Raw genomic sequence first — 24,160 nt, 5'->3', positions numbered from 1 at the left:
TCCGACGCCCGGAAACCTCTCCAAAAGCCAATTGGCCTGCGCTACACTCTGTCTGCATCGGGTCTCTGGCCTCGCTCGCGGATTTTCCTTTTCCAACAAGAACTTTCGCCGATTTCAGAGCCCGATGCTCCTACCCGTGTGAGATATGCGGGCCAGCCCGCCGGGACCATGTGTATGGGAACCGGATGCCACAGGCGCCTCGGCGCGGCATGACACCCAAACGGCCGATCACATGTCGCGCAGGCTGTAGAATCGAAAAACCGTCATGAAGGCGCTCAAAGTTCGCTATCCCGCGTCGCCGTATCCGCAAGCAGGATCACCGCATCCTCGTTCGCCATGACGACGAATTGCGGCTCGCCATCAATGCGCGCGGCATCCCCAGCGCCAAGGCCGACATTCTCCAGGGTCACGGCGCCCCGCACCACGACCAGATAAAGCGCTCGCCCCGGCGTCGTCTGGTAGCACGCGCCTTCCCCCGCAGGGAGCGCCGCATGCAGCAGGCGGGCGCGGGCGCGCAGCACCACCGGCGCCCCATCGGTCACGGTGCCGGCCGCCTCGGGGTCATCCTCGGGAAAGCCGGAAGCGAGAATGCGGAATCCCCCATCCTCCAGCCCCGCAAAAGCCGGCCGCGCCTCCTGCGCCGGCGTACCGCCCTCATCGTCGGGCAGAAACCACATTTGCAGGAACGACGCCCCAGCCGCCCCCGCCCGCCAGCCCATCGACAGGCACCCGGCGGCGGTCGAAAACAGATGCAGCCCGCCGCTGCCGACGGTCGCATCGGGGAACAGGTCGCTGCGCGCCGTCAGCGTGCCGTCCACCACCCAGGTGGCGATCTCGACATTCCGCTCCGGCCCCAGCACATACGCGGCATTGGCCGCCAGATGCCCGGCATTGACCACACGCAGGCGCCCGTCATGCACATGCTGCGGGTCCTGAAACGCCCCGAAGGCAAAATGACAATGCAGCAGCGCATCGCCCTGCCGCACCTGGCCCAGACTGCTCGCACGCCGGATCGTGATCATCGGGGTTCTGTATCCTTGTCAGCCGTGCGAAACCGGGGTGGCGTCAGGATAGGTGCCCTCCCACCCGCCGCCAAGCGCACGGTAAAGCTGCGTCACCGCGCGCGAAATCTCGGTCGTCGCATCCACGAAGCGCGCTTGCGAGGCCAGAAGCTGGTTCTGCACCGTCAGCACGGTCAGGAAGTCCGAGGCCCCGGCCTTGTATTGCATTCGTGCCGTCTCGACGGCGATCTCGTTCTCCCGCACCGCCTCGCGCAGCCGGTCGCGTTCCGATTGCGCGGTCGCCAGGTCGGCCATCGCGTCATCCACTTCCTGCCAGGCTTTCAGCACGGTCCGCCGCAGCATGATCGCGGCCTCCTTCTGCTGCGCCTTGCGCAGACGAAGCTGCCCCGTCAGCCGCCCACCCTCAAACAGCGGCAGCGTCGCCGTCGGCCCGAACCCGTATTGGCGCGAGGCCCACGACCCCAGCCCGCTGAATTGCAACGCCTGGATATCGAGGCTCCCGGACAGCGTGATGCGCGGGAAGAAATCCGCGACCGCCACGCCGACACTGGCGGTCGCGACATGCAGCCGCTCTTCCGCCATACGGATATCCGGCCGCCGCTCGGCCAGTTGCGACGGCAGCCCGATGGGCAGATCGGCCGGCACCGGCGGAATCGGCGCCGGCTTGCCAAGCTGGGCATTCAGCGCCCCAGGCTCCCGTGCCACCAGAAAGCTCAACGCATTGAGCAGATGCACCTGCTGGCGCTCCAGCGGCGACCGCTGGGCCTCGAAACCCCGCAACTGCCCCGTCGAATCCGCCACGTCCAGCCGCGTGGCGGCCCCCCGGTCGAAGCGCATCGTCGTCAGCCGCACGCTGTCGCGCGCGATGGCGATGTTGTGGTCCAGAATCGCCAGCCGCGCCTGCACGCCCCGCAGGTCGATATAATCCTGCGCGGTCTCGGCCATCAGCGACACCAGCACGTCGCGGCGCATATCCTCGCTGGCGCGCATGGCGGCCGTGGCCGCCTCGACCTGCCGGCGCACATGCCCCCACAGATCGACTTCCCACGAGGCATTCATGCCGTATTGCGGCAGGTTGAACGACGGATTGCCCACACTGCCCGGCAGCGCGGTCGGCCCGAACCCCTGCGTGCCGCTGGCCACGGTGCCGGCCTGCTCGCGCTCCATGGTGCCCAGCAGGCCGAGAATGCCGTTGGTGCTGGCCCGCTCCCGCGCATAGGACGCATTGGCCTCGGCATGCGGAAACTGCGCCGCGCTGGCAATCCGCCGCTCGGCCGCACTCTCCATCAGCCGCAGCGACGCGGCCTGAAGGTCGAGGTTCTCCGCCGCCACATCCTGTTCCAGCGCCGTCAGCACCGGGTCGTTGAACTGCCGCCACCATTGCGGATCGGTCGAAGCCGTCACCGGATGGCTGGCCGCCGGCGTCACGCTCTGATGCCACGCACTCGGACCCGCCACGACCGGCTTGTGGTAGTCGGGTCCGACCGTGCAGGCGGTCAGTGCCGCAAGGCCAAGAATGACGGCCCAGGGCCGGAGGCGGGGCCGTCCGGTACACACCATGGTGGAACCTGCCTGAACATGGGGGCCGTGAGGCGAGAGCGCCCCAACGGCCCGCGCCTGCCACGGGGTTTCGCGCACCGAAACGGAGCGGAGAAAACGCGCGTCCGATCGCCGCCGGCGCGCATGCCCAGCCATAGCCTTAACGCCAGACATAGCGTGCGTCATGGGCATGCGGGCCTGCGGGTTGAGAGGCGGTATCGATGCTGACTTCCACCGACATGCCGACACGCACCCTGGCCGCCAGCGGCTGGCCGGGGTCGAATGTCAGCTTCACCGGCACGCGCTGCACGACCTTGGTGAAATTGCCGGTGGCGTTATCCGGCTGGATCGGCGCAAACGCCACGCCGGTCGCCGGCGCCAGCGAGTCCACATGCGCCTTCAGCGGCTGGCCGGGAAAGGTATCGACCCAGACGGTCGCACTCTGCCCCGTCTGTACATGCGTCAACTGGGTTTCCTGGTAATTCGCCAGCACATAGGCCGCCTGCGTCGGCACCACGGCCAGGATGGCGGTGCCCGGATGCACATAGGCGCCCACGCGCACCCCGCGCTCGCCGACAATGCCGCTCACCGGGGCCGGAATGGTGCAGTAGGACAGGTTCAGTTCCGCCTGCCGCGCGTCACCCTGCGCCTGCAACAGTTCGCCCCGCGCCCGCGCAAGCTGCGCCTTCAGCACATCGACCTGCCGCACGGCGCTTTCGGTCGCGGCCTCGTCGCGCGCCACGGCGGCTTCGGTCTCCTTCTCGCGGGCCTCGGTGGCCTGCTTCTGCTCCACCGTGCCCGCCCCGCCCGACGACAGGTCGCGATAGCGCGCCATGTTCTGCCGCGCGAATTGCAGCGTCGCCTCATCGGCCCGTACCGCCGCCTTCGTCCCGGCAATCACCGAATCCTGCCGTGCCAGTTCGGCCTCCAGGTTCGCCACCGTGCCCTGCGCGGCCTGCAACCGGCCACGGGCCACATCCAGTGCGGCGCGGTAATCGTCGTCCTCGATATGCGCCAGTTCCTCGCCCGCGCGCACCGCCTCGTTATCCTCGGCCAGCACGCGGTCGATCCGGCCGGCAACCTTGGGGGCCACGGCGGTGAAATCGGCGGTCACATAGGCATCGTTGGTATATTGGTCGACACCGTTGCCCATCACCAGCCGGCTGCCGCCCCAGGCGGCAAGCGCGAGCACGATGGCGGTACTACCGGCATATAGCAGGGGTTTTCTGTAAATCATGCGATAGGGTCCGCGAGGTTCAGTGGGCGGGAGCCGTCGCCGACGGCGGGCGAGGCGGATAGACGCGACGGGGCAGGACGACGTTCAGCACGGCGTAGAACAGGCAGACCCAGATCAGGATGAAATAGATATCCGCCAGCCCGAGCACGAGCGCCTGCTCGTGAATAAAGGTGTGGAAGACCTCCAGCGCATTGCGCGCGACATGCCCGGCATCGGGCGAGGTCCCCGCAAGCTGCTGGCCGATCGGCTCGCCCAGCCCTTGCAGCGCCAGCCCGTGCGTGCCGTGGTGGTCGAGCAGCATGGTGGAGTGATATTGCTCCCGCCGCCGCGTCAGCGTGGCGAACAGCGCGAAGGCCACGGCATTGGCCAGCCCCTTGAGCATGTTGACCATGCCCGAGATGAACGGCCCGTCCGCCGGCCCCAGCGCCAGCGTCGCCAGCATCAGCGTCGGGATCACCGTCATCGGCTGGCCGAACACCTGAAGAACCTGGATGAGGTAGAAATTGTCCCGCACCCAGTCGGGCGTCAGCCAGGTGCCGCACCACGCCGCCGCCGCCAGGCACAGCATGCCGCCGGCCAGCACATAGCGGCAATCGACGCGCCGGCTGTTGCAGAGGGCGGCAATCAGCGGAATCATGACCAGTTGTGGCAGCGCCACCACCAGCGAGACCGGTACCATCTGGATCGGCCGATAGCCGCGCACCTCGGCCAGATAGGTGGCCGGCAGTTCCGCCATCAGGCTGCATATCGCCAGAATCCCCACCAGCGACAGCAGCGAGGCCTGGATATTGCGCGACAGCCAGTAATGGATCTTGAAATACGGGCTGGGATGAAAGGATTCGTTGATCAGGAACACGACGAACGCCGCCCCGCCCCAGAGGGCGAGGTTCGTGATGACGGGCGAGCGGAACCAGTCCAGCCGGTCGCCCTGATACAGCACGATCACCAGCGAGCAGATGGCGGGCAGCCCGACCAGCAGCCCGAGCCAGTTGAATTTCGCGAACCGCTCCAGATGCATCGGGTCGCGCGGCAACCCGTAGGCCAGCATGCCGATCGCCAGCGCCGCCATGGGAATGATCTCCCAATACAGCCAGTGCCAGCCGACATGCTCGAACAGGAAAGCTTCCAGCGGCAGGCCCAGATTAGGGCCGAAGGTCGCGCTCATGGCATAGCCGCCGATGCCGAAAACCCGAATTTCCGCCGGCAGATATTTCAGCATCACGGTCATCAGCACCGGCGGCAGGCACCCGCCCGCCAGCCCCTGGAAGGCCCGCAGCACGCATAGCGCGGTCATGTCGGGCATGAAGGGGGCCGGAATCGCCAGCAGCGCCATCACCGCCGTGATGAAGATCGAAAAGCGATAGATCGAGAACGTCATGTAAAACCACGGCGTAAACGCCATGGATGCGATGTTGAACGCCTCGTAAATTGTGGTGACCCAGGTCCCCTCGTCGTGGCCCAGATGCATGGCCCCGCGAATGTCCGACAGGCCGATCTCCGTCACATGCTCGTTGAATCCGGCCACATGCACGGCCAGCAGCATCCCCAGACAGCCGATGACCGTCCGCAGCCCGAAGGGCGGGATATAGGACGGCATCGGCGGCGCGGCATGGATCACCGGCGCCGCGGACGCGGGCGAGGGGGCTGCCGGCGCAGCCATGGCCGGCCCGTCCGGGGCTGCCGCACTGCCGCGTTTGTCAGGATGGTCCGAAATCATGCCCGGATCATCATCGAAATCGAAACGCGGAATACCTCCATTCCGATCAGGTCTGGATTCCACTTTCCGGAAGCGTTTCGGCTGGTCTTTCCCCTGCATGAAAAGATAGGCTGCCCGGATGCGTGGATACGATCTCGACCTGTTGCGCTTCCTTCAGGTGCTGATTGAAGAGCAGAGCGTCTCCGTCGCCGCCCGGCGCATGCATGTCAGCGAACCGGCCATGAGCCGCCACCTGGCCAAATTGCGCACCGTGTTCGGCGACCCGATCCTGGTGCCGTCAGGTCGGCACCTGATCGCGTCCGCCTTCGCGCTGGGCATTCGCGACCGGGTGCAGGCGGTCGTGCGCGCCGCCGACGGGCTGATCGAAACCCAGGTTCTGGCCGACCTGCGCAACATGGCGCCCAAATTCACCATCCGCGCCAACGATGTCGTCGTCGCCCCGATGGCCCTGCCATTGATGCGCGCGCTCCGGCAGGACTGCCCGAACTGCGAACTGGTCTTCGCGCCCGAAGTCGACGACGCCGCCAACCAGGCCCTGCGCGAGGACACGATCGACCTCTATATCGGCGCGACCGACATGCTGAAGCCGGAAATCCGCCGCCAGACCATTTTCTACAACATCATGAAGGCGTTGGTCCGCAAGGACCACCCGCTCTTCGCCGAGGGCATCACGCCCGACGCTCTGACCCGCTACGACCATATCAGCATCTCGCGCCGTGGTCGCGCCCGTGGCCCGATCGACCGCATCCTGCGCGACCAGTATGGCCTGTCCCGCCGCGTCGTCCTGGTCGTCCCGCATTACAAGGCCATGATCGACAGCATGCGCGACACGGACCTCATCCTGACGCTGCCCGACATGGCCCTGTATCGCGTGCCGCTGGCCGAACGCGGCCTGGCGCTGTTCGACTACCCGTTCCCGCTGCCTCGCGTCGAAGCCTTCCAGGCCTGGCACCCAAGACGCGACAACGACCCGGTCCACCGCTGGCTGCGCGAAACCATCTTCCGCGTCGCCCGCCAGATCCAGAGCGAACTGAACTGACCCGACCTGACGTTGCGCGGGTCAGACCGCTTCGCGCGCATCAACGACGCCTGACGCCTTCCGTAATGTCAGCGACAGCGTATTGTTCCCAACATCTGAAAAAACCACGACAAATCGCGATTTTGGCTCTTGCGTGCGAGGAAACGGATGTACAACCTATTGTTGCATATCACATCATAACGTTGCATTGGTGCGTGATGTCCAATCTGGCGATCCACTCTTCCTCAAAGCAGGAACGGCATATTTCCGGTCCGTATTCCCGGACGGACCATCCGGCTGGCAACGCAACCGGCGGCAGGGCGTATGACGGCATCCCGGCCGCAGACGCGATCCCGGACAAAATCGATGCGCCCGCCGCGATCATGGCGATCGGCCGTCGCGCCGGTTCAGTCCTTCCGGAAGATCGTTTTTACGGGTATCACCGGCAGCCGGCGTTTCTGAGCGCCCTTGCCGCCCGGCATGACCGACAAAGGGGTCACGTCGCGGTACCCGCAGTCCAAACGCCCCTCTCGCGCGCCGCGACAGGCCAGGCAGACATGCCCGGTGTCTCCGGACAGGCGACGGACATACAGGACAGCAGCCAGTCCCTGTCCTCGCCATCCTCCACGCTATCCGCTCGGCCGGCCATGACCGTCATGGAATTCATGTCCGACAGCGACGAAGGTGGATTTTCTGTTTCGGCGGGAGATGATGGCGGCGGAATGGATGGGAGCGACAATGGCGAGGGCATAACGGTCACAGGCTCTCCCCCTTCATCCGGAGATGGCGGCAGCGACCTGTCGACCTCCGACAGCACAATGCCTTATACGCCGCCTGCGCCGCCCGCATCCGGCGCGAGCACGGAACATATCACCGTTCATGGCCACGCCGTCACCGTCATCAACGGTGTGGCCTACCTGACGAGCGATTCGGGAAACGGGATTGCGACCTATCAGTCGTCGTCGGGCGCATACGTTCCGATCAAGCTGTCGGATATCGACCAGAACATCGCGGACGACACCCAGAACCTGCTTGGCCGCTCCGCGAGCGAGAGCGATTATAACTCCGCCTACCAGCAATTTTCCGAAGGCCAGTCGCCCAATCAGGTCCGGAACGCCATGGCGCATTCGTCGGGGGCGCAGGCCGCTCTTCAAAACGTCTATCACGACGTTCTGGGTCGCGACATCGACCCGGGCGGCCTGACGACGTACGAAAACGGGCTGGGCACGTCCATGACGCTGTCCCAGGTCCGCACCGTTGTCGCCTATTCGCAAGAAGCACAGAACGACGTCAACGCGATTTATCAACAGGTTCTGGGCCGGCCCGTTGAAGCCCAGGCGTTGGGCGATACCGAGAACGGACTGGCCACCGGCATGACCCTGGCGCAGTTTCGAAGCAACACCGCCCATTCGCAGGAAGCGCAGAACGACATCAATAGCATCTATCTCCAGGTGCTGGGGCGTAATGCCGATCCGGGGGGAATGAACTCCGCCGAAGATGGCCTCGCCACCAATCTGACTCTGGACCAGCTTCGCTATAATACCGCTCAGTCGCAGGAAGCCGCCAGCGCGGTCGGCAACGTCTATGATCTCCTTCTCAACCGAGGGGCCGATAGTGGCGGTTTGCAGACCTATCAGAATGAACTGGCGAACGGCACCACGCTGAACAGCGTCATATCGGAAATCGCCCAATCGGGTGAAGCCGGCACTCAGATTTCCAATTTCCTGAACGGCACGCTCGGCGAGGTCTCCGACGATCTGGCGCATGCTGGACAGACGATGCTGACCGGCATCACGCAGGCTTATGAGACGGTCAAGAATTACACGTCGGATCAGCTTCAGGCTGCGGCGAATGGCTTTCAGGCCACATTTTCGTCGGCCGGAAATGTTCTCGACAGCCTGATGCCCAAGACACAGGACCAATGGCTCGGCCTGGCGGCGACGATGGCGGTTATGGTAACGCCCGCAGGCGAGGCCGTCGCCGCCGCAGACCTCCTTGCCGTGGGCGGCGAGGAATTGCTGGCGACGGCTTTGGACGCGGAACTCGATACCGCGACAGTTTATTCGGCGACCGGGGCGTCCGTTTCAGGGCTTTCGGCGGAAGCCTCGGCAACGTTTGATGAACTGACAGCTTTTGATCCTAAAGCGTCCGGTGCTACCTTGCAACTCGATGCGAACACGACAGTCACGCAGGTAGCCAGCACGAGATATCAGAAGCAAAATCTCAACTTTTCCGGAGGAAATGAGGCAGCGGTAGAGACATTTTTTCGAAAGCTAACTGGATATACGGGAAATTTGGATAATGCCAAGGTGGCGTCATTTGGAAATGATGGTGTTGTGTATTCAGTTCAAACTTCCAGAGGATTAGTATCACTTCGCAATGTCTCTGCATCGGGAAAGGACTGGACTATTCAGTTTGCTCCTCTCTTGAGCAATGGTGTTAGAAAAATAAAATTCGAGTTCTAATGGAATATTACGATGATGGAATATAAGAACAATTTTGATGATTTTATTCTAAGTATAAATACTGAAAATGGTCTCGGCATATGGTGGGCGCTGGATCTTCATAACGAAAAACAAATGACAACAAGAGAAAAATTCTTAAAACTAAAGGAATTTTTTGAATATTCTATTTTCCATAACAGGATTATCGAATACGATTTGGAAAACCAGAAAGCTATCTTCTCCGGCGATGAGCCTGGCACTGTTTTTGACCGGATTTTCGCGGATTTTCCGTTGGATCAATTGCCGGAATATGATGGCGATAACGATAACAGATTCTTTGCTTACATGGCTGTTAAATTTAATGGCTGGGCTATTCTCAATGAGGGAACAACACTTTGTATTCCTGATTGATAGTGCGGCTGTCGAGTAGGAAGAGCCCGGCATCACGCAAGCCTGCGAGACGGTCAAGAACGATACGCTTGGATGGGCGAGACTCTCCCGCACAGGGAGGAGATTGCCAATGGAAGAGGGGACCCGCCACGAAGCCGGATTCCGCAGGATGGCGGCGTAGGTGCCGTCCGAAGATAGCCCGTCTCGGCGTCAGTGAAGCCGATCTGGTCCCCGGACTTGTCTTGGCCGCCCGCCCGCCCGATCGATTGCGGCAACGCATCCCTTCCGCGCCGATTGCGTCTGTGATGGCGACGATGGCACCGAGGGCCCGAACGCGAGGATGCCGATCTTTCATCTTTTCCATCACATGCCCGTCCTCAGTGCGGCATCTCCGGCGGCAGCGGGCGCGGGCGGCGTTCATCGTCGATGGCGACGAAGGTGAACACGCCCTCGGTCACCTTCACCGTCTCGTGCGAATGGCGGGCCCGGCGCCATGTCTGCACATGGATCGACATCGAGGTCCGGCCGGTGCGGATGATGTCGGTATACAGGCTCACCTCATCGCCGATCAGCACCGGCTGGTGCAAAATCACCTTGTCGATCGCCACCGTCACGCAACGCCCCCGGGCACGCAGGGCGGCGGCGGTGCCGGCCGCCAGATCCATCTGCGACATCAGCCAGCCGCCGAAGATATCGCCCGCCGCATTGGCATCGGCCGGCATCGCCACCACCCGGATGGTCGGCGGCCCGGACGGCGGCACGGGGGCGGCGGATGGCTGGTCTGGATCGGTCACGCACTCTTCTCCTTGCTCTGCCCGGAGCGATGTCTTCAGCGGAACGGGGGCTCGTCGAACCCGCGTAGCTTGCGCGAATGCAGGCGGTCCACCCCCTGCGTGCGCAACAGACGCATCGTCTCGATTCCCACCGTCAGATGCTGGGCCACCCGTTCGCGGTAGAAGGCATTGGCCATCCCCCGCAATTTCAGCTCGCCATGCAGTGGTTTGTCAGACACACACAGCAAGGTGCCGTACGGCACGCGGAAGCGAAACCCGTTGGCGGCGATGGTGGCGGACTCCATGTCCACCGCGATGGATCGCGACATGTTGATCTGCGTGAACAGCGCCTTCAGCCGCAATTCCCAGTTCCGGTTGTCGGTCGTCATCACCGTGCCGGTGCGCAGCCGGGTCTTCAGTTCGGAATCGCGCAGCCCGGTCACCCGCGCCGTCACGTCCTGCAACGCCACCTGCACTTCGGCGATCGGCGGCACCGGCACCCAGGGCGGCAGGTCGTCGTCCAGCACATGGTCGTCGCGCACATAGCCATGCGCCAGCACGTAGTCGCCCAGCCGCTGGGTCCGCCGCAGGCCGGCGCAATGGCCCACCATCAGCCAGCAATGCGGTCGCAGCACCGCCAGGTGGTCGGTAATCGTCTTCGCGTTGGCCGGTCCCACGCCGATATTCACCAGCGTGATCCCGTCGCCGTCCGGCCGGCACAGATGATAGGCCGGCATCTGCGGCAGCGATCCGCCCAAAGGCGGCCGGGCGGCATCCCCCCGCCGATGGATCTGGTCGCCGGGCTCCACGAAGCGGTCATATTCGCCGCCCAGATCCACCTGCGCGCGCCCATAATCGCGAAAGGCATCGACATAGCGCTGATAGTTGGTCAGCAGGATGAATCGCTGCACATGCCTGGGCGCGGTGCCGGTATAATGATGCAGCCGCGCCAGCGAATAATCGGTGCGCTCGGCGGTGAACAGCGACAGCGGCCGCGCCTCGTCCGGGTGCGGGATTAGCGCGCAATTGGCGATGCTGTCGTCGGTGGCGTGCAGGTCCGGCAGCGCGTAATGACGCTGCAACAGGCGCAAATCATCCTCGGTGATGGCGGTCACGGCCTCTTCCATCACATAAGGCAGCGGGATCGGCCGGCGCGACCGCCCCACCAGCACCGGCTGGCGGTAATGATGCAGCAGGATGCCGATCTGCTCGCGCCAGTAATCGCGGAACAGTTCCGGGTGGGTCAGGGTGGTGCCGTAGAATCCCGGCTCCAGCACCACGTCGAAGGGCGGCCTCGTCTCCTCGGCCAGCGGCGCGCGGCGGACGGCGAAGGCGAGGTAGGGATAGGTCGGCACAACCGGTTCGGCGGGCTGTCGCCGGCCGAAGGCGGCGCGCAAGGCATGCACGGCGGTTTCGTAAAGGTCGGCAATGCGCCGCACCGCTGCTTCGGCATCGTCGAAGGCTTCGAAATCCGTCCCCACACGGTCGCGGATCGCGGCGAAATCATCGTTCATGCGCCATTCCTTCCGCTGCAAGCGTCCTCCTTTCCAGCGCCCTCCGGCCGGGGGTCAGCGCCGGATCAGGATATAATTGATCGTCACGTCGATATCGAAATGGTCGCCCGTCATGTCGGGGGGGACCGGCGGCAGTTCGGCCCCATGGAACATGCCGGTGGTCGCGGCATCCAGATAGTACGATCCCGACTGGCCCGTCAGCCGCACCCCGCGCACCCGCCCGCTGCGGTCCAGCACCACATGCACGGTCGAGGCCCCGTCGTCGCCGGCACGGGCCGCTTCCTCGGGATAATACATGTGGGTGCGGATCCAGCGGTCGATTTCCTCGCCATAATCCTCGCTGACGCCCCGCACCTGCGTCTGGCTCGAATAGGGCGCGTTCAACTGCCCGTTGCGTACCACCGGTCCCACCGACAGGTCGATCGGCCCGCCGGAGCCCCCCGCGCGGCCGCGCCGCTGGCGCACCGGCCCCGGCGACGGGGCGAAGGACAGGTCCATCGGGTGGTCGAAGGGCGAAGGCGCATGGCTGGGCGTGCGCTGCCGGTTCGGCTGCGTATGGCGCGGCGTGGGGTGCGCCGTCGGACGGGCCGCCTGGCCGGGGCTCTGCATCGCCGGGTTGGGCGGGGCGGTGGAAGGCTGGTCGGGCAGGGTCTGGTCCGACGGCGTGCGCGGCAGCGGCGGCGCCGCCGGCGTCTGCGGCGAGGGCACGCTGGGCGAAGGTGAGGAATCGCTGGGCTGCGGCTCGTCGGGCTGCGGCGTGGTCGGCGTCGGCTTGGCGTGCGACCCGCTGCCCCCCGCCTGATCGGGCGAATTGCGCCCTTGCAGGCCGCTGGAGGCCGGGGGGGTGAACATCATCTCCACGGTCGGCGCCTCGGGCGCGGACGACCCCCCGGCATGATGGCGCGCCGCCTGAAGAATGATCGCCAGCAGCACCAGATGCAGCGCGGCGGAAATCGCGAGCACGGTCGCAACGCCCGGCTCCGCCACCGTATCCGGCCGGATCATCGGCGCGCCGGACTGTTTCAGCGGATTGTAGCCGGGGGGACGGGTGACGGGCTCGGGGCGCAGACCCTCGCGCCCGTGAGGGCGTTCCGGCGGCTCCGGCGGGCGTGCCGAACGCGCCCGAACATCCGCACGCGGGATCAGGACGGGCTCCTCGGCCTGGCGATGGCGGGAGGAAGGACTGAGTGTCACCGTCATGAAGTGCCGGAAGTCTCCGCGTGGTCGCCTGCGGCGCGTGGTCTTTCCGGACCCTAGCCGCTGGCGGACCCGTTGTCATGATATCTTGCCGTCATGATATCGTATCATGATGTCACCGTCGGCCCGGCGTTACCACGCCGAACGCGGAACCGGGCCGAAAATCCGCCCCCCATTGCCGCTCACCCGCCGCTCCGCCAGGCTCTTACCCATCATGTCCTCCGCCATTGCCCTCTCCGACCACGCCCTTCGTGCCCATCTTTCCGCCGCCGACCCCGATCTGGCGGCCCTGGTGGCGCGGGTGGGGCCATGCGGCCTGCGGGTGGACGCCGACCGCGCGCCCTACGAGGCGCTGGTCAATGCCATCGCCCACCAGCAACTCCACGGCCGGGCGGCACTCGCCATCCTGGGCCGGCTGGTCGCGCTGGCCGGCGGCGCCTTTCCGACGCCCGAGGCGCTGCTGGCCCTGCCGGAGGCCGATCTGCGCGCCTGCGGCCTGTCCGGCACCAAGATCCGCGCGATCCGGGGCGTCGCCCAGGCCCGGCTCGACGGCGTGATCCCTTCGCGACACGAGGCCGAGTCGATGACCGACGAAGACCTGATCGCCCGGCTGACCACCCTGCGCGGCGTCGGGCGCTGGACGGTGGAAATGCTGCTGATCTTCTCGCTGGGCCGCCCCGACATCATGCCGGTCGACGATTTCGGGGTGCGCGAGGGCTGGCGGGTCATCAAGCGGCTGGACACCCAGCCCCGGCCCGCCGAACTGGCCGCGATCGCCCGCGACTGGAGCCCCCACCGCTCCGCCGCCGCCTGGTATCTCTGGCGCGCGGCCGAGGCGGCGAAGGCCAGGCACTATGTCGCCCCCTGATGGGCGATGCGCGCCGGCGCGCCCGCCCGGTCCGCTTTCAATAACGGTTCGTGAACTCTTCCACGAGGGCCGCGAAGCGGGTGGGGTTTTCCACATGCAGCCAGTGGCCGGCATGCTCGATCAGTTCCAGATGATAGTTGGGGAACAGCCGGCGCATCACCGTATAATGTTCCCGCCTGATATAGGGTGAATTTCCACCGGCCAGGAACAGGGTCGGGCCAGGATAGGTGTACCCCTCCGGAATATAAGGCCAGCTCTCGATATTGGTCATCGAGTCCACGATTTCCTTCAGCCCGATGACCCATCCGGGCTTCTCGCCCAGCCGGATGTTCTGCAGCATCAGCGCCCGCACGTCGGCATTGGGGATCTCGGGCAGCAGCAGGGCATCGGCCTCGGCGCGATTCAGATAGTGCGGAAACCGCACCCGCAGCATCTGCTCGCCCAGCGAGAACTGCCCGTGCCCGGTGCGGGCGGGCGGAATGTCGGCCACCACCAGGCTGTGCACCATGCCCGGCCGGGTCAGCGCCAGCGTCATCGCCACCTTGCCGCCCATCGAATGGCCCACCAGCGTCGCGGGCAACGCCGCATGATGGGCCAGCGTGTCCAGCAGGTCGCCGGCCATGGTGTTGTAGTCCATCGGCCCATGCGGACTGTCGCCATGGTTGCGCAGGTCGATCGCCAGCGTCCGCCGGGTCCGCGCCAGCCGCCTCTGGAAAAAGCCCAGATTGCGGGCTCGGCCGAACAGGCCATGCAGCAGCACGATGGGCGGACGCGCGGAATGGGCGTCCGACCGGTCGTCAGGTCCGCGCTCGATGACGTTCAGCAGCACGATGGCATGATCCTTTCCCTGGGGCGGCGCGGAAAACCGTAACGGCCGGCGCAGGACTCCCCGCCGAGTCCGAGTGGCCCGGCCAGTGTTATAACATTAACGCAGATCAAGCACGATCTTGCCCGAATGGCTGCCCGACTCCATCAGCTTATGGGCTTCCACCACCTCGGCAAGCGGGAAGGTGGCATGGATCAGCGGCGCGATGGTCCCATCGGAGAGCTTCGGCCACAGCGTCCCGCGGAGCCCCTTGGCCACGCGGGCCTTGTAGGCCCCGTCGCGCGGCCGCAGCGTGGTGCCGGCCACCGTCAGGTGCCGCGTCAGGATGCGCCCCACGCCCACCTCCTGCGCCTTGGCTCCGCCTTGCAGCGCGATGATCACCAGCCGCCCGCCCGGCGCCAGGCAACGCAGGTTGCGGTCCAGATAAGGGCCGCCGATCACGTCCAGCACCACATCCACGCCCCGCCGCCCGGTCAGGGCGTCGATCCGCGCGACGAAATCTTCCTCCCGGTAGTCGATCGCGGCCTCCGCGCCCAGTTTCCGGCACAGCGTCGCCTTGTCGGCCGAGCCCACGGTCACGTAAGGCACGGCCCCCAGCGCCCGCACGGTCTGGATCGCCGCGGTGCCGATGCCGCCGGCCCCGCCATGGATCAGCACGGTCTCCCCGGCCGCGACATGCGCGGTCATCACCAGGTTCGACCAGACGGTAAAGAACGTCTCGGGCAGGGCGGCGGCGCGGATGGCGTCGAACCCGTCCGGCCAGGGCAGGCACTGCCCGGCCGGCACGGCGCAATACTCGGCATAGCCCCCGCCATTGGCCAGCGCGCAGACCGGCGTGCCGATCGCCGGCCAGTCCGCTGCGTCCGGCCCCGTGCCCACCACCTCGCCGGCGATTTCCAGCCCCAGCAGCGGGCTGGCCCCCGGCGGCGGCGGATACAGCCCCTTGCGCTGCATCAGGTCGGGCCGGTTCACACCCGCCGCCTGCACCCGCACCAGCACCTCGCCCGGTCCGGGCACGGGCAGGGGCAGGTCGGTCAGAACCATCGACTCGGGCGCACCGGGCTCGCGCACGATCACGGCACGCATGGCGGAAGGCAGGGCAGGGGACACGGGCATTTCTCCGCGATCGGGGGCCGCAAGCGACGGTGAGGTATGGTAAGACCGAATTCCGGTTGATCCGACAGGCACATCACTTCAAATAGTCGCTACGGGCGACCCGGTGCCGCACATCATCCGCCGGCCGCCGCGCGAAAGTGACCTGCCGTGCCGTCCTCCACTCTCGGCCTGCTGAACCATCTGCGCCGCCATCGCGGCGCATTCCTGCCCCCGGACGGGGCAGAGGGCAGCGTGCGCGATGACCGGGTCGCCTACGTTCCACGCCTGCTGCGCGCCCTGGTCCGGGCGGACGAATTATGGCTGGTGGTGCTCGCCGCCTGCGTCGGCGCTGGCGCCGGTGTCCTGGTCAGCGTCATGAACCACGCCACCCTGCTGGCCCACCGGATTCTGTTCGCCGCCCCCGGCGAGGGCCGCATTTCCGGGCTGGCCGCCATCATCCCCCTGCGCGCGGTCCTGGTGCCCACATTGGGCGGCCTGGGCCTCGGCCTGCTCGGGATCTTCATCGCCCGCTGGGCGCCCGGCCGCCCCGTCGACCCCATCGAGGCCAACGCCCTGCATGGCGGCCGCATGTCGATGCGCGACAGCGCGATCGTCGCCCTCCAGACGGTCTTTTCCAACGCCGTCGGCGCCTCGGTGGGGCTGGAGGCCGGCTTCACCCAGATCGGCGCCGCCACCGGCTCGCGCCTGGGCCGCATGTTCCGCGTCCGGCGCGAAGACCTGCGCCTGCTGGTCGGCTGCGGCGCGGCGGGCGCCATCGGGTCGGCGTTCGACGCGCCGCTGGCCGGCTCGTTCTATGCGTTCGAACTGGTCATCGGCACCTACTCGCTGGCCAACCTGGCCCCGGTCGCGGCGGCCTCGGTCTGCGCCATCGGGGTGGCCCACCTGCTGCACAGCGCCGCCCCCGGCGTCACGGTCGTCCTGCCGCCCACCCTGCGGATGGACGACTACCTGCCCATCGCCACGCTGGGCATCGTCGCCGCCCTGCTGGGCGTCGGGTTGATGTATTGCGTCACGCTGGCCGAGGCCCTGTTCCGCCGTTCCCGCCTGCCGGCCTGGATGCGCCCTGCCATCGGCGGGCTGGTGGTCGGCCTGCTGGCGCTGGTCTCGCCCACGGTCATGTCCTCCGGCCACTGGGCGATGCGCGTCGCGCTGGAGCATGATTACCCCACCGGCTGGCTGCTGGCGCTGCTGGCCATGAAGGCGCTGGCTTCCTCGGTCTCCATCGGCGCCGGCTTCCGGGGCGGCCTGTTCTTCGCCTCGCTCTATCTGGGCGTCCTCACCGGCGCGGCCTTCGGCGGCGCGCTCGCCCTGATCTCCGCCACCCCCCTCTCGGCCGAACTCTGCGCCCTGGTGGGCATGAGCGCGATGGCCGTCGCGGTGGTCGGCGCCCCGATGACCATGGTCTTCCTCGCATTGGAAATGACGGGCAGCCTGCCCCTGACCGGCGCCGTTCTGGTCGCCTCGGTCATCGCCAGCCTCACCGTCCGCCGCACGTTCGGCTATTCCTTCGCCACCTGGCGCTTCCACCTGCGCGGGGAATCGATCCGCTCGGCCGTCGATGTCGGCTGGATCCGTACCCTGACGGTCGGCAGGATGATGCGCCAGGATGTCAAAACCCTGTGCCAGGACACGACGGTCAAGGCCGCGCGGTGCGTCTTCCCGCTGGGGTCGGCGCATCGCATCGTGCTGGTCGACCAGGCCGGCCGCTATGTCGGACTGGTGCTGGTGCCCGATCTGTATGTGGACACCGCGCTGCCCGACGAAACCGTTGCCCGCTTCGCCCAGTATCGCGACCAGATGCTGGTGCCGCAGATGAACCTGCGCGACGCCATCGCCCGTTTCGAACAGGCCGAAAGCGACGCGCTGGTGGTGGTCGACAGCGTGGAAGGCCGGCAGGTGCGCGGCATGCTGACCGAGCAGCACGCCCTGCGCCGCTACAGCGAGGAACTGGACCGCTCCCGCAGGGAACTGGCGGGAGAAAAAGGCCCGCCCGCATAGCGGCCCGGAGCCGCAAAACGCCCAGGCAAAAAACGCCCGAACAAATCGGAAGTTTTTTGGTTCTTTTTTTCAAAAAAGAACGCCGGACCCTCACGGACCCGGCGCCCTTTACCATCAATCCCGCAAAATCGGAATCAGACGGAGTAGTACATCTCGAACTCGACCGGATGCGGCGTATGTTCGAACTTGTAGACTTCCTGCCACTTCAGTTCGATGTAGCTCTCGATCTGGTCCTTGGTGAACACGCCACCGGCCAGCAGGAATTCGTGGTCGGCGGCCAGCGCGCCCAGCGCCTCGCGCAGCGACCCGCAGACGGTCGGGATCTGCTTCAGTTCCTCGGGCGGCAGGTCGTACAGATCCTTGTCCATGGCGTCGCCGGGGTGGATCTTGTTCTTGATGCCGTCCAGGCCGGCCATCAGCATGGCGGCGAAGGCCAGATAGGGGTTGGCGGTCGGGTCGGGGAACCGCACTTCGACGCGCTTCGCCTTGGGGCTGGTCGCGTAGGGGATACGGCACGAAGCCGACCGGTTGGCGGCCGAGTACGCCAGCAGCACCGGCGCCTCGAAGCCCGGAATCAGACGCTTGTAGGAGTTGGTCGAGGGGTTGGTGAAGGCATTCAGCGCCTTGGCGTGCTTGATGATACCGCCGATGTAGTACAGCGCCTGGTCCGACAGGTCGGCATAGCCGTTGCCGGCGAAGACGGGCTTGCCGGCCTTCCAGATCGACTGATGCACATGCATGCCCGAGCCGTTGTCGCCATAGATCGGCTTCGGCATGAAGGTCGCGGTCTTGCCGTATGAATGCGCGACATTGTGCACGCAGTATTTGTAGATCTGCATGAAGTCGGCGGATTCGACCAGCGTGCTGAACTTCGTGCCCAGCTCATGCTGCGACTGCGCGACCTCGTGGTGGTGCTTCTCGATCGGCAGGCCCATCTCGCCCATCGTGGTCAGCATCTCGGCGCGCAGGTCGCTCTCGCTGTCCACCGGCGGCACGGGGAAGTAGCCGCCCTTCAGGCCGGGGCGATGGCCCATGTTGCCTTCCGGATAATCCTTCAGCGACGCGCCGGGGCCTTCGATGCTGTCGAGCTGATAGATGCCGAAATTCGGGCCGGTGCCGAACTTGACGTTGTCGAAGATGAAGAACTCGGCTTCCGGGCCGAAGAAGGCGGTGTCGCCCAGGCCGGTGGACTTCAGATAGGCTTCGGCCAGCTTGGCGGTCGAGCGCGGGTCGCGGTTATAGAACCGGCCGGTCGAGGGCTCGATGATGTCGCAGATCAGGATCAGCTGCGGCTTGGCCGAGAACGGGTCCATCACGGCGGTGGTGGGGTCCGGCAGCAGGACCATGTCGCTTTCGTTGATGGCCTTCCAGCCGCCGATCGACGAGCCGTCGAACATGAAGCCGTCGCGGAACGTATCGTGTTCGATGGTCGAGACATGCTGGCAGGTATGGTGCCACTTGCCGCGCGGATCGGTGAAGCGCAGGTCCACCAGCTCCACGGAATGTTCCTGGATCAGGCTGAAGACCTTGGCGATAGCCTCAGCGGAAGGGGACGGAAGGGTGGTCGGAGCTGAACTCTGGGCTTTCTTCGCCATCGATATACCTGCCTTGAACTGAAGGTGCCGTATGACACGGCAGTGGAACGGTTACGAAACTAGCGCCCCGTTGTCGATAGGATGACTGGGGCTCCGCCATGCCCGGCAGTCCCGTGCGGGGCGGAAAAAGGGCATGGGTCAGGGGTCAGATGGCCTCATGGCCCCTTTCCCCGGTGCGGATGCGGATCACATCCTCCACCGGCATGATGAAGATCTTGCCGTCGCCGATGCGCCCGGTGCGCGCGGCCGCGACGATCGTCTCGACCGCGCGATCGACCATGTCGTCGGCGCAGACGATCTCCAGCTTCACCTTGGGCAGGAAATCCACGATGTATTCGGCGCCGCGATACAGTTCGGTATGGCCTTTCTGGCGACCGAACCCCTTGGCCTCGGTCACCGTAATGCCCATCAGGCCGATTTCGTGCAGCGCGTCCTTCACTTCGTCCAGCTTGAACGGCTTGATGATGGCCTCGATCTTCTTCATGCCCGCGTCGCCACATCCTGGGGCGGTGCCGGGGGCCGGGACCGCGCTGTGCCTGGGCCGACCGGCCCGGCCGACCGCCCCCGATACCGTGGCACGGGTCGCGCCCGCAAGCAATCGGAGCGGATTGCAAAATGCCGGGATTTTCCGCACATCTGCACGCGCGCGGCCGCAAGGGTGCCCGCAGCCGGGAAAGAGCGATCATGAAACCGTTGAACAGCCTGCTGTCGGGCCTGCCGACGACCATCTTCACCGTGATGTCCGCCCTGGCCGTGCGTCATGACGCGATCAATCTCGGCCAGGGCTTCCCCGACACCGAAGGCCCGGCGGACCTGATCGAGGCCGCCGCCGCCGCCCTGCGCGACGGCCGCAACCAGTATCCGCCCCTGACCGGCGTGCCCGAACTGCGCGAGGCCGTGGCCCGCGCGAACGCCCGGTTCTACGATCTGGCGATCGACCCGGCGCGCGAGGTCATCGTCACCTCCGGCGCCACCGAGGCCCTGGCCGCCTCGCTGATGGCGCTGCTCGATCCGGGTGACGAAGTCGTGGTGCTGGAACCGCTCTACGACACCTACGTGCCCATGATCCGCGCCCTGGGTGCGATTCCCCGCCCGGTCCGGCTCACCCCGCCCCACTGGTCGCTCCCCCGCGCGGAGCTCGAGGCCGCGTTCGGCCCCCGCACCAAGGCCATCCTGCTCAATTCGCCGATGAACCCGACGGGCAAGGTCTTCAACCGGGACGAACTGGCCGTGATCGCCGAGCTGGTCGCCCGCCACGATGCCTACGCCATCTGCGACGAGGTGTACGAACACCTCACCTTCGGCGCGCGCCACATCCCGCTGATGACGCTGCCGGACATGCGCGAACGCTGCCTGCGCATCGGCAGCGCGGGCAAGAGTTTCTCGCTGACCGGGTGGAAGGTCGGCTACATCACGGCCCCGGCCTCCCTCGCGGGCTGCGTGGCCAAGGCGCACCAGTTGCTCACCTTTACCACCGCGCCCAACCTGCAACGCGCGGTGGCGATGGGGCTGGACAAGGAAACGGATTATTTCGCCACCCTGGCGTCCGACATGCGGGCAAAGCGCGATTTGCTGTCCGAGGGCCTGCGCGGCGTGGGGTTCGACGTCCTGCCCTGCGACGGAAGCTATTTCGTGGTGGCCGACATCCGCCCCACCGGCTTCGCGGGCGACGACGTGGCCTTCTGCCGCGCCATGACCGAACGCTGCCGCGTCACCGCGATTCCGGTCTCGGCCTTCTACAGCACCGCAGAGGCGCCGGGCCACCTGGTACGATTCGCCTTCTGCAAGCGCGAAGGGGTCCTGACCGAGGCCGTGGCCCGCCTGCGCGCCGGACTGCCCGACCTGCGCGGCGCATAGCGCAGGCGGGGACGGGGCAGGCGTTTTTTTGCCCTCATGTGGCCTGGGCGATTGACGGGCGGGAATCAGTTCTCTACATGACAGCCCGCTGTGGCGGACGTAGCTCAGCTGGTAGAGCGCCGGTTTGTGGTACCGGTGGTCGCGGGTTCGAGCCCCGTCGTTCGCCCCAGCGGGTCAGATCAATCTGACAAACCCTGATGACATATCGGCATCACGGGTTCCTGCCCAGGCGGCCCCAGGGGCCGTCGGCCGCGCCATCCCTGAAATAACGCTCCGGTCCCACAGGCGCATCATCCCGCGCATGGCGCCCGCTTTCGCGCCTCACCGCGATTCGGTATGACAGGGCCAAATGCGGCCGCCCGTCCGCCGCTCGACAGCCCATGCCGGAAGGAATGGCATTTCAGGTGCGACGCCGCACAAAGCCTTCGCCGCAATGCTTCGTTCCTTTGTGGATCATGGCCGCAGCCTGGGCCGGCACCGTCGCCACCCGGCAGGCGATCGCCCAGACCGGCGGCAACCCGGCGGCCGCCCCCCTGACCGTCTCCTCCCCACCCCCGGCGGATCGCGCCGCCGAGGCCATCACCGTCACGGGCAGACGCAGTGCGGGCGCGGTGCTGGGCGACGACAAGCCGATCACCCGGATCGGCCCGGAGGAGGTACGCGCCTACGGGGTGGACACGGTGTCCGACCTGCTCACCGCCATCGCGCCCGAAACGCGCTCGGGGCGCGGAACCGGCACCAATCCCCCGGTCGTCCTGCTCAACGGGCAGCGTATATCCGGCAATCAGGAACTCCAGGACCTGCCGTTCGAAGCCGTCGCGCGCGTCGATATATTCACCGAGGAAGAGGCCCTGCGCTACGGCTATTCGGCGGACCAGCGCGTGGTGAACATCGTCACCGTCCGCCGCTTTCATGCGGGGCGCATCAATCTCGCGGCCGGCCAGTCCACCGATGGCGGCGCGCGGACCATCGCGCCCTCCCTCAGCTTCACGCATCTGAACGGCGACCGGCGCATCACTCTCAGCGCCCGCTACGGCGCGAACGCCTGGCTGCGGGACAGCGCGCGCGGCGTCGTGCCGCCACGGGCCGGCGGACGGTACGACAATGCGGGCAATCTCGTCGCGGCGGATGGCGGCAGCCTCGATCCGGGGCTCGACGCGCTCGCGGGCCGGCCGGTCACCGTCGCGGGCGTCCCCACGCTGGCCGAGGGAGAAAGCCCGGCCCTGGCCGACTTCCTGCCCTACGCCGACACGCCCCGCTCCAGCACCGATTCATCGGCCTATACGCTCCAGCCCCGCAAACATGTCGGCACGCTCAACGGCGTTCTGGCCGACCGCCTGTTCGACGATGTCTCCGCCGCGCTGAACCTGACCTACACCCATCAGGATCAGGAGAGCCTGCAAGGCCCGGCGCGCGGCATTCTCGACCTGCCCGCCGACAATCCGTTCTCGCCGTTCGCAACCGACACCCGGCTGTACCGGGACTTCACCGAGGTCTCGCCCCTGCATCAGCGCGCCCGCACCGATTCCGGCCATGCGGGGCTGAATGCCAACGGCAGGTTCGGCACATGGAAATGGAACGCCAACGCCAGCTACGATCACGGCGTGACCGTCACCCGCACCGAAACCGGCCTCGATCTTTCCACGGTGCAGGGCCTGCTCGACGCGGGCGATAACGGGTTCGACCCCTATGTCCCCGTCTCCCGCTGCTATCTGGGGGTGCGCACACGCAATAGCGGCCGGTCGGTCAGCAGTACGGGCAGGCTCAGCGTCCTTTTGTCCGGCACGGTGACCCGCCTTCCGGCGGGCGATCTCTTCGTCAGCGTCGGCCTGACAGGCACCCTCGCCGCCCAGAACGCCACGTCGCATATCGGCGGCAGGACCGAACGCGGCGACATCCGGCGCGATGTCGGCAATCTCCACCTCAATGGCGACATCCCGATATTCGGCGAGGATTTTCTTCCGGCCGCGGGCAAGCTGGGCGCCAACGTCAACGGCTCGGTCAGCCGCGTCTCGCATTTCGGCACGCTGGGCGCGGTCGGTGGCGGCCTGACATGGTCGCCCGTCGACTGGGTGCAGTTTCCGTTCTCCTACACCACGCGGCGCGACGCCCCCACGGCCGCGCAACGCGTCTCGCCCACCATCCAGACGCCCAACGTCACGACCTACGATTACGTCCGGGGCCAGTCCGTCCAGGTCACGACGCTCACCGGCGGCAATCCGGATCTGGCGGCGACGCGGCGTCGGGAACTCAGCCTCGGCGCCATCGTCAACCCGCCCTTCCTGAGCGACGCGCGCCTGCACGTAAACTATGTCCGCGCCCGCACCGACAACGGCGTCCAGTCCCTGCCCACCGCGACCGCCGCCATCGAAAACGCCTTCCCCGACCTGTATCGCCGCGATCAGGCCGGGGTGCTGGAGATCGTCGATCTGCGGCCGGTCAACATAGCGCGCGAGACGCGCAACGAATGGAACGCCACCTTCGTCTATTCGCGCCCGTTTCCATCGGGCACGAAAAGCCGGAAGGGCGCAAAGACCAACGGCAAGACCGATGGAAAGACCGAAGGCGGCCGGATCTATCTGATCGCAACCCAGGTCTGGCGCCTGAAAGACGATATCCTGCTCCGGCCCGGCCTGCCCGCGCTCGACCTTCTCAACGGCGGCACGATCGGCGCTTCGGGCGGGCAGCCGCGCCACGAGGCCACGATCCAGGCGGGCCTCTACGACCAGGGCTTCGGCGTGCGCCTGGTGGGGAAATGGCAATCCGGCACATCGGCCCTCGCCTCCAGCGCCGCCAGCAGCCTGTTCTTCGGGGACCTGAAAACGCTGGACGCAACGATGTTCGTCGATCTCGGCCGCACCCCCAGGGGCAGCCGCGCACCATGGGCGCACAATCTGCGCCTTTCGCTGGCGATGGTGAACCTGTTCAACACCCGCATGCGCGTGCGCAACGGCGCGGGCGCGACACCGGCCGGCTACGCGCCCGCCTTCATGGACCCGCTGGGCCGCACGATCACGCTGACCTTGCGCAAGGCCCTGTAGGGCGGGCT

The 24,160-nt window shown here is 66.4% G+C and carries 18 protein-coding genes and 1 tRNA gene; 8 read left to right on the top strand and 11 right to left on the bottom strand.

Going from position 1 to position 24,160, the window contains the following annotated elements; translation table 11 throughout:
- Positions 1 to 275 precede the first annotated feature (275 nt).
- From HLH25_RS17390 to HLH25_RS17375, 4 genes are all read right to left on the bottom strand, one after another.
- Positions 276 to 1,022 carry a pirin family protein gene (locus tag HLH25_RS17390; RefSeq protein ID WP_182975269.1) on the bottom strand — a complete coding sequence of 249 codons (747 nt, stop codon included), beginning with the start codon at positions 1,020 to 1,022 and terminating at the stop codon, positions 276 to 278.
- An 18-nt stretch (positions 1,023 to 1,040) separates the two neighbouring features.
- Positions 1,041 to 2,582 (bottom strand): efflux transporter outer membrane subunit, encoded by a 1,542-nt coding sequence (locus tag HLH25_RS17385; protein ID WP_182975268.1) that lies wholly within the window; start codon positions 2,580 to 2,582, stop codon positions 1,041 to 1,043.
- A gap of 139 nt (positions 2,583 to 2,721) precedes the next feature.
- A complete protein-coding gene (locus HLH25_RS17380) occupies positions 2,722 to 3,798 on the bottom strand; it encodes an HlyD family secretion protein (protein WP_182975267.1) in 1,077 nt (358 codons plus the stop codon).
- A 19-nt stretch (positions 3,799 to 3,817) separates the two neighbouring features.
- Entirely contained in the window at positions 3,818 to 5,458 is a 1,641-nt protein-coding gene (locus tag HLH25_RS17375; protein ID WP_182975266.1) for an MFS transporter, read from the bottom strand.
- 175 nt (positions 5,459 to 5,633) lie between these two features.
- Between HLH25_RS17375 and HLH25_RS17370 the strand changes: the two genes are divergently transcribed.
- From HLH25_RS17370 to HLH25_RS17360, 3 genes are all read left to right on the top strand, one after another.
- A complete protein-coding gene (locus HLH25_RS17370) occupies positions 5,634 to 6,554 on the top strand; it encodes a LysR family transcriptional regulator (RefSeq protein ID WP_182975265.1) in 921 nt (306 codons plus the stop codon).
- A gap of 197 nt (positions 6,555 to 6,751) precedes the next feature.
- Positions 6,752 to 8,998, top strand: a complete 2,247-nt coding sequence (locus HLH25_RS17365) for a DUF4214 domain-containing protein (RefSeq protein ID WP_182975264.1) — start codon at positions 6,752 to 6,754, stop codon at positions 8,996 to 8,998.
- Between the two features lie 12 nt (positions 8,999 to 9,010).
- Positions 9,011 to 9,388 (top strand): hypothetical protein, encoded by a 378-nt coding sequence (locus tag HLH25_RS17360; RefSeq protein WP_182975263.1) that lies wholly within the window; start codon positions 9,011 to 9,013, stop codon positions 9,386 to 9,388.
- 356 nt (positions 9,389 to 9,744) lie between these two features.
- Here HLH25_RS17360 and HLH25_RS17355 read toward each other — a convergent pair whose 3' ends face one another.
- The 3 genes from HLH25_RS17355 to HLH25_RS17345 form a co-directional block, all read right to left on the bottom strand.
- Positions 9,745 to 10,089: an acyl-CoA thioesterase gene (locus tag HLH25_RS17355; protein ID WP_182975278.1), complete on the bottom strand. Its 345-nt coding sequence runs from the start codon at positions 10,087 to 10,089 to the stop codon at positions 9,745 to 9,747.
- Positions 10,090 to 10,196: 107 nt separating this feature from the next.
- Positions 10,197 to 11,654 (bottom strand): AMP nucleosidase, encoded by a 1,458-nt coding sequence (locus HLH25_RS17350; RefSeq protein WP_182975262.1) that lies wholly within the window; start codon positions 11,652 to 11,654, stop codon positions 10,197 to 10,199.
- 54 nt (positions 11,655 to 11,708) lie between these two features.
- On the bottom strand, positions 11,709 to 12,854 hold the full coding sequence (locus tag HLH25_RS17345) for an energy transducer TonB (protein ID WP_182975261.1): 1,146 nt from the start codon (positions 12,852 to 12,854) through the stop codon (positions 11,709 to 11,711).
- A 211-nt stretch (positions 12,855 to 13,065) separates the two neighbouring features.
- Here HLH25_RS17345 and HLH25_RS17340 point away from each other — a divergent pair, with 211 nt between their 5' ends.
- Positions 13,066 to 13,719, top strand: a complete 654-nt coding sequence (locus HLH25_RS17340; RefSeq protein WP_182975277.1) for a DNA-3-methyladenine glycosylase family protein — start codon at positions 13,066 to 13,068, stop codon at positions 13,717 to 13,719.
- Positions 13,720 to 13,756: 37 nt separating this feature from the next.
- Here HLH25_RS17340 and HLH25_RS17335 read toward each other — a convergent pair whose 3' ends face one another.
- On the bottom strand, positions 13,757 to 14,548 hold the full coding sequence (locus HLH25_RS17335) for an alpha/beta fold hydrolase (RefSeq protein ID WP_182975260.1): 792 nt from the start codon (positions 14,546 to 14,548) through the stop codon (positions 13,757 to 13,759).
- Positions 14,549 to 14,644: 96 nt separating this feature from the next.
- Positions 14,645 to 15,631 carry an NAD(P)H-quinone oxidoreductase gene (locus HLH25_RS17330; RefSeq protein ID WP_182975276.1) on the bottom strand — a complete coding sequence of 329 codons (987 nt, stop codon included), beginning with the start codon at positions 15,629 to 15,631 and terminating at the stop codon, positions 14,645 to 14,647.
- 177 nt (positions 15,632 to 15,808) lie between these two features.
- On the opposite strand from HLH25_RS17330, the gene HLH25_RS17325 reads away from it, so the two are divergent.
- A complete protein-coding gene (locus tag HLH25_RS17325; protein ID WP_375288996.1) occupies positions 15,809 to 17,659 on the top strand; it encodes a chloride channel protein in 1,851 nt (616 codons plus the stop codon).
- Positions 17,660 to 17,793: 134 nt separating this feature from the next.
- On the opposite strand, the gene glnA is transcribed toward HLH25_RS17325, so the two are convergent.
- Positions 17,794 to 19,254, bottom strand: coding sequence for a type I glutamate--ammonia ligase (gene glnA, locus HLH25_RS17320; protein WP_182975259.1), 1,461 nt, complete (start codon positions 19,252 to 19,254; stop codon positions 17,794 to 17,796).
- Positions 19,255 to 19,399: 145 nt separating this feature from the next.
- On the bottom strand, positions 19,400 to 19,738 hold the full coding sequence (locus tag HLH25_RS17315) for a P-II family nitrogen regulator (RefSeq protein WP_114725662.1): 339 nt from the start codon (positions 19,736 to 19,738) through the stop codon (positions 19,400 to 19,402).
- Between the two features lie 200 nt (positions 19,739 to 19,938).
- Between HLH25_RS17315 and HLH25_RS17310 the strand changes: the two genes are divergently transcribed.
- The 3 genes from HLH25_RS17310 (at position 19,939) to HLH25_RS17300 (ending at position 24,152) form a co-directional block, all read left to right on the top strand.
- Positions 19,939 to 21,111, top strand: coding sequence for an aminotransferase (locus tag HLH25_RS17310; protein WP_182975258.1), 1,173 nt, complete (start codon positions 19,939 to 19,941; stop codon positions 21,109 to 21,111).
- Between the two features lie 93 nt (positions 21,112 to 21,204).
- Positions 21,205 to 21,280, top strand: a tRNA-His gene (locus HLH25_RS17305).
- Positions 21,281 to 21,515: 235 nt separating this feature from the next.
- Positions 21,516 to 24,152, top strand: coding sequence for a porin family protein (locus tag HLH25_RS17300; RefSeq protein WP_182975257.1), 2,637 nt, complete (start codon positions 21,516 to 21,518; stop codon positions 24,150 to 24,152).
- The last annotated feature ends 8 nt before the right edge of the window (positions 24,153 to 24,160 follow it).

It is taken from the genome of Gluconacetobacter dulcium (assembly GCF_014174165.1).
In the GTDB taxonomy this organism is placed as follows: domain Bacteria; phylum Pseudomonadota; class Alphaproteobacteria; order Acetobacterales; family Acetobacteraceae; genus Gluconacetobacter; species Gluconacetobacter dulcium.
The sequence above is the reverse complement of the archived record's forward strand: the minus strand, read 5'-3'. Positions and strand labels throughout refer to the sequence as shown.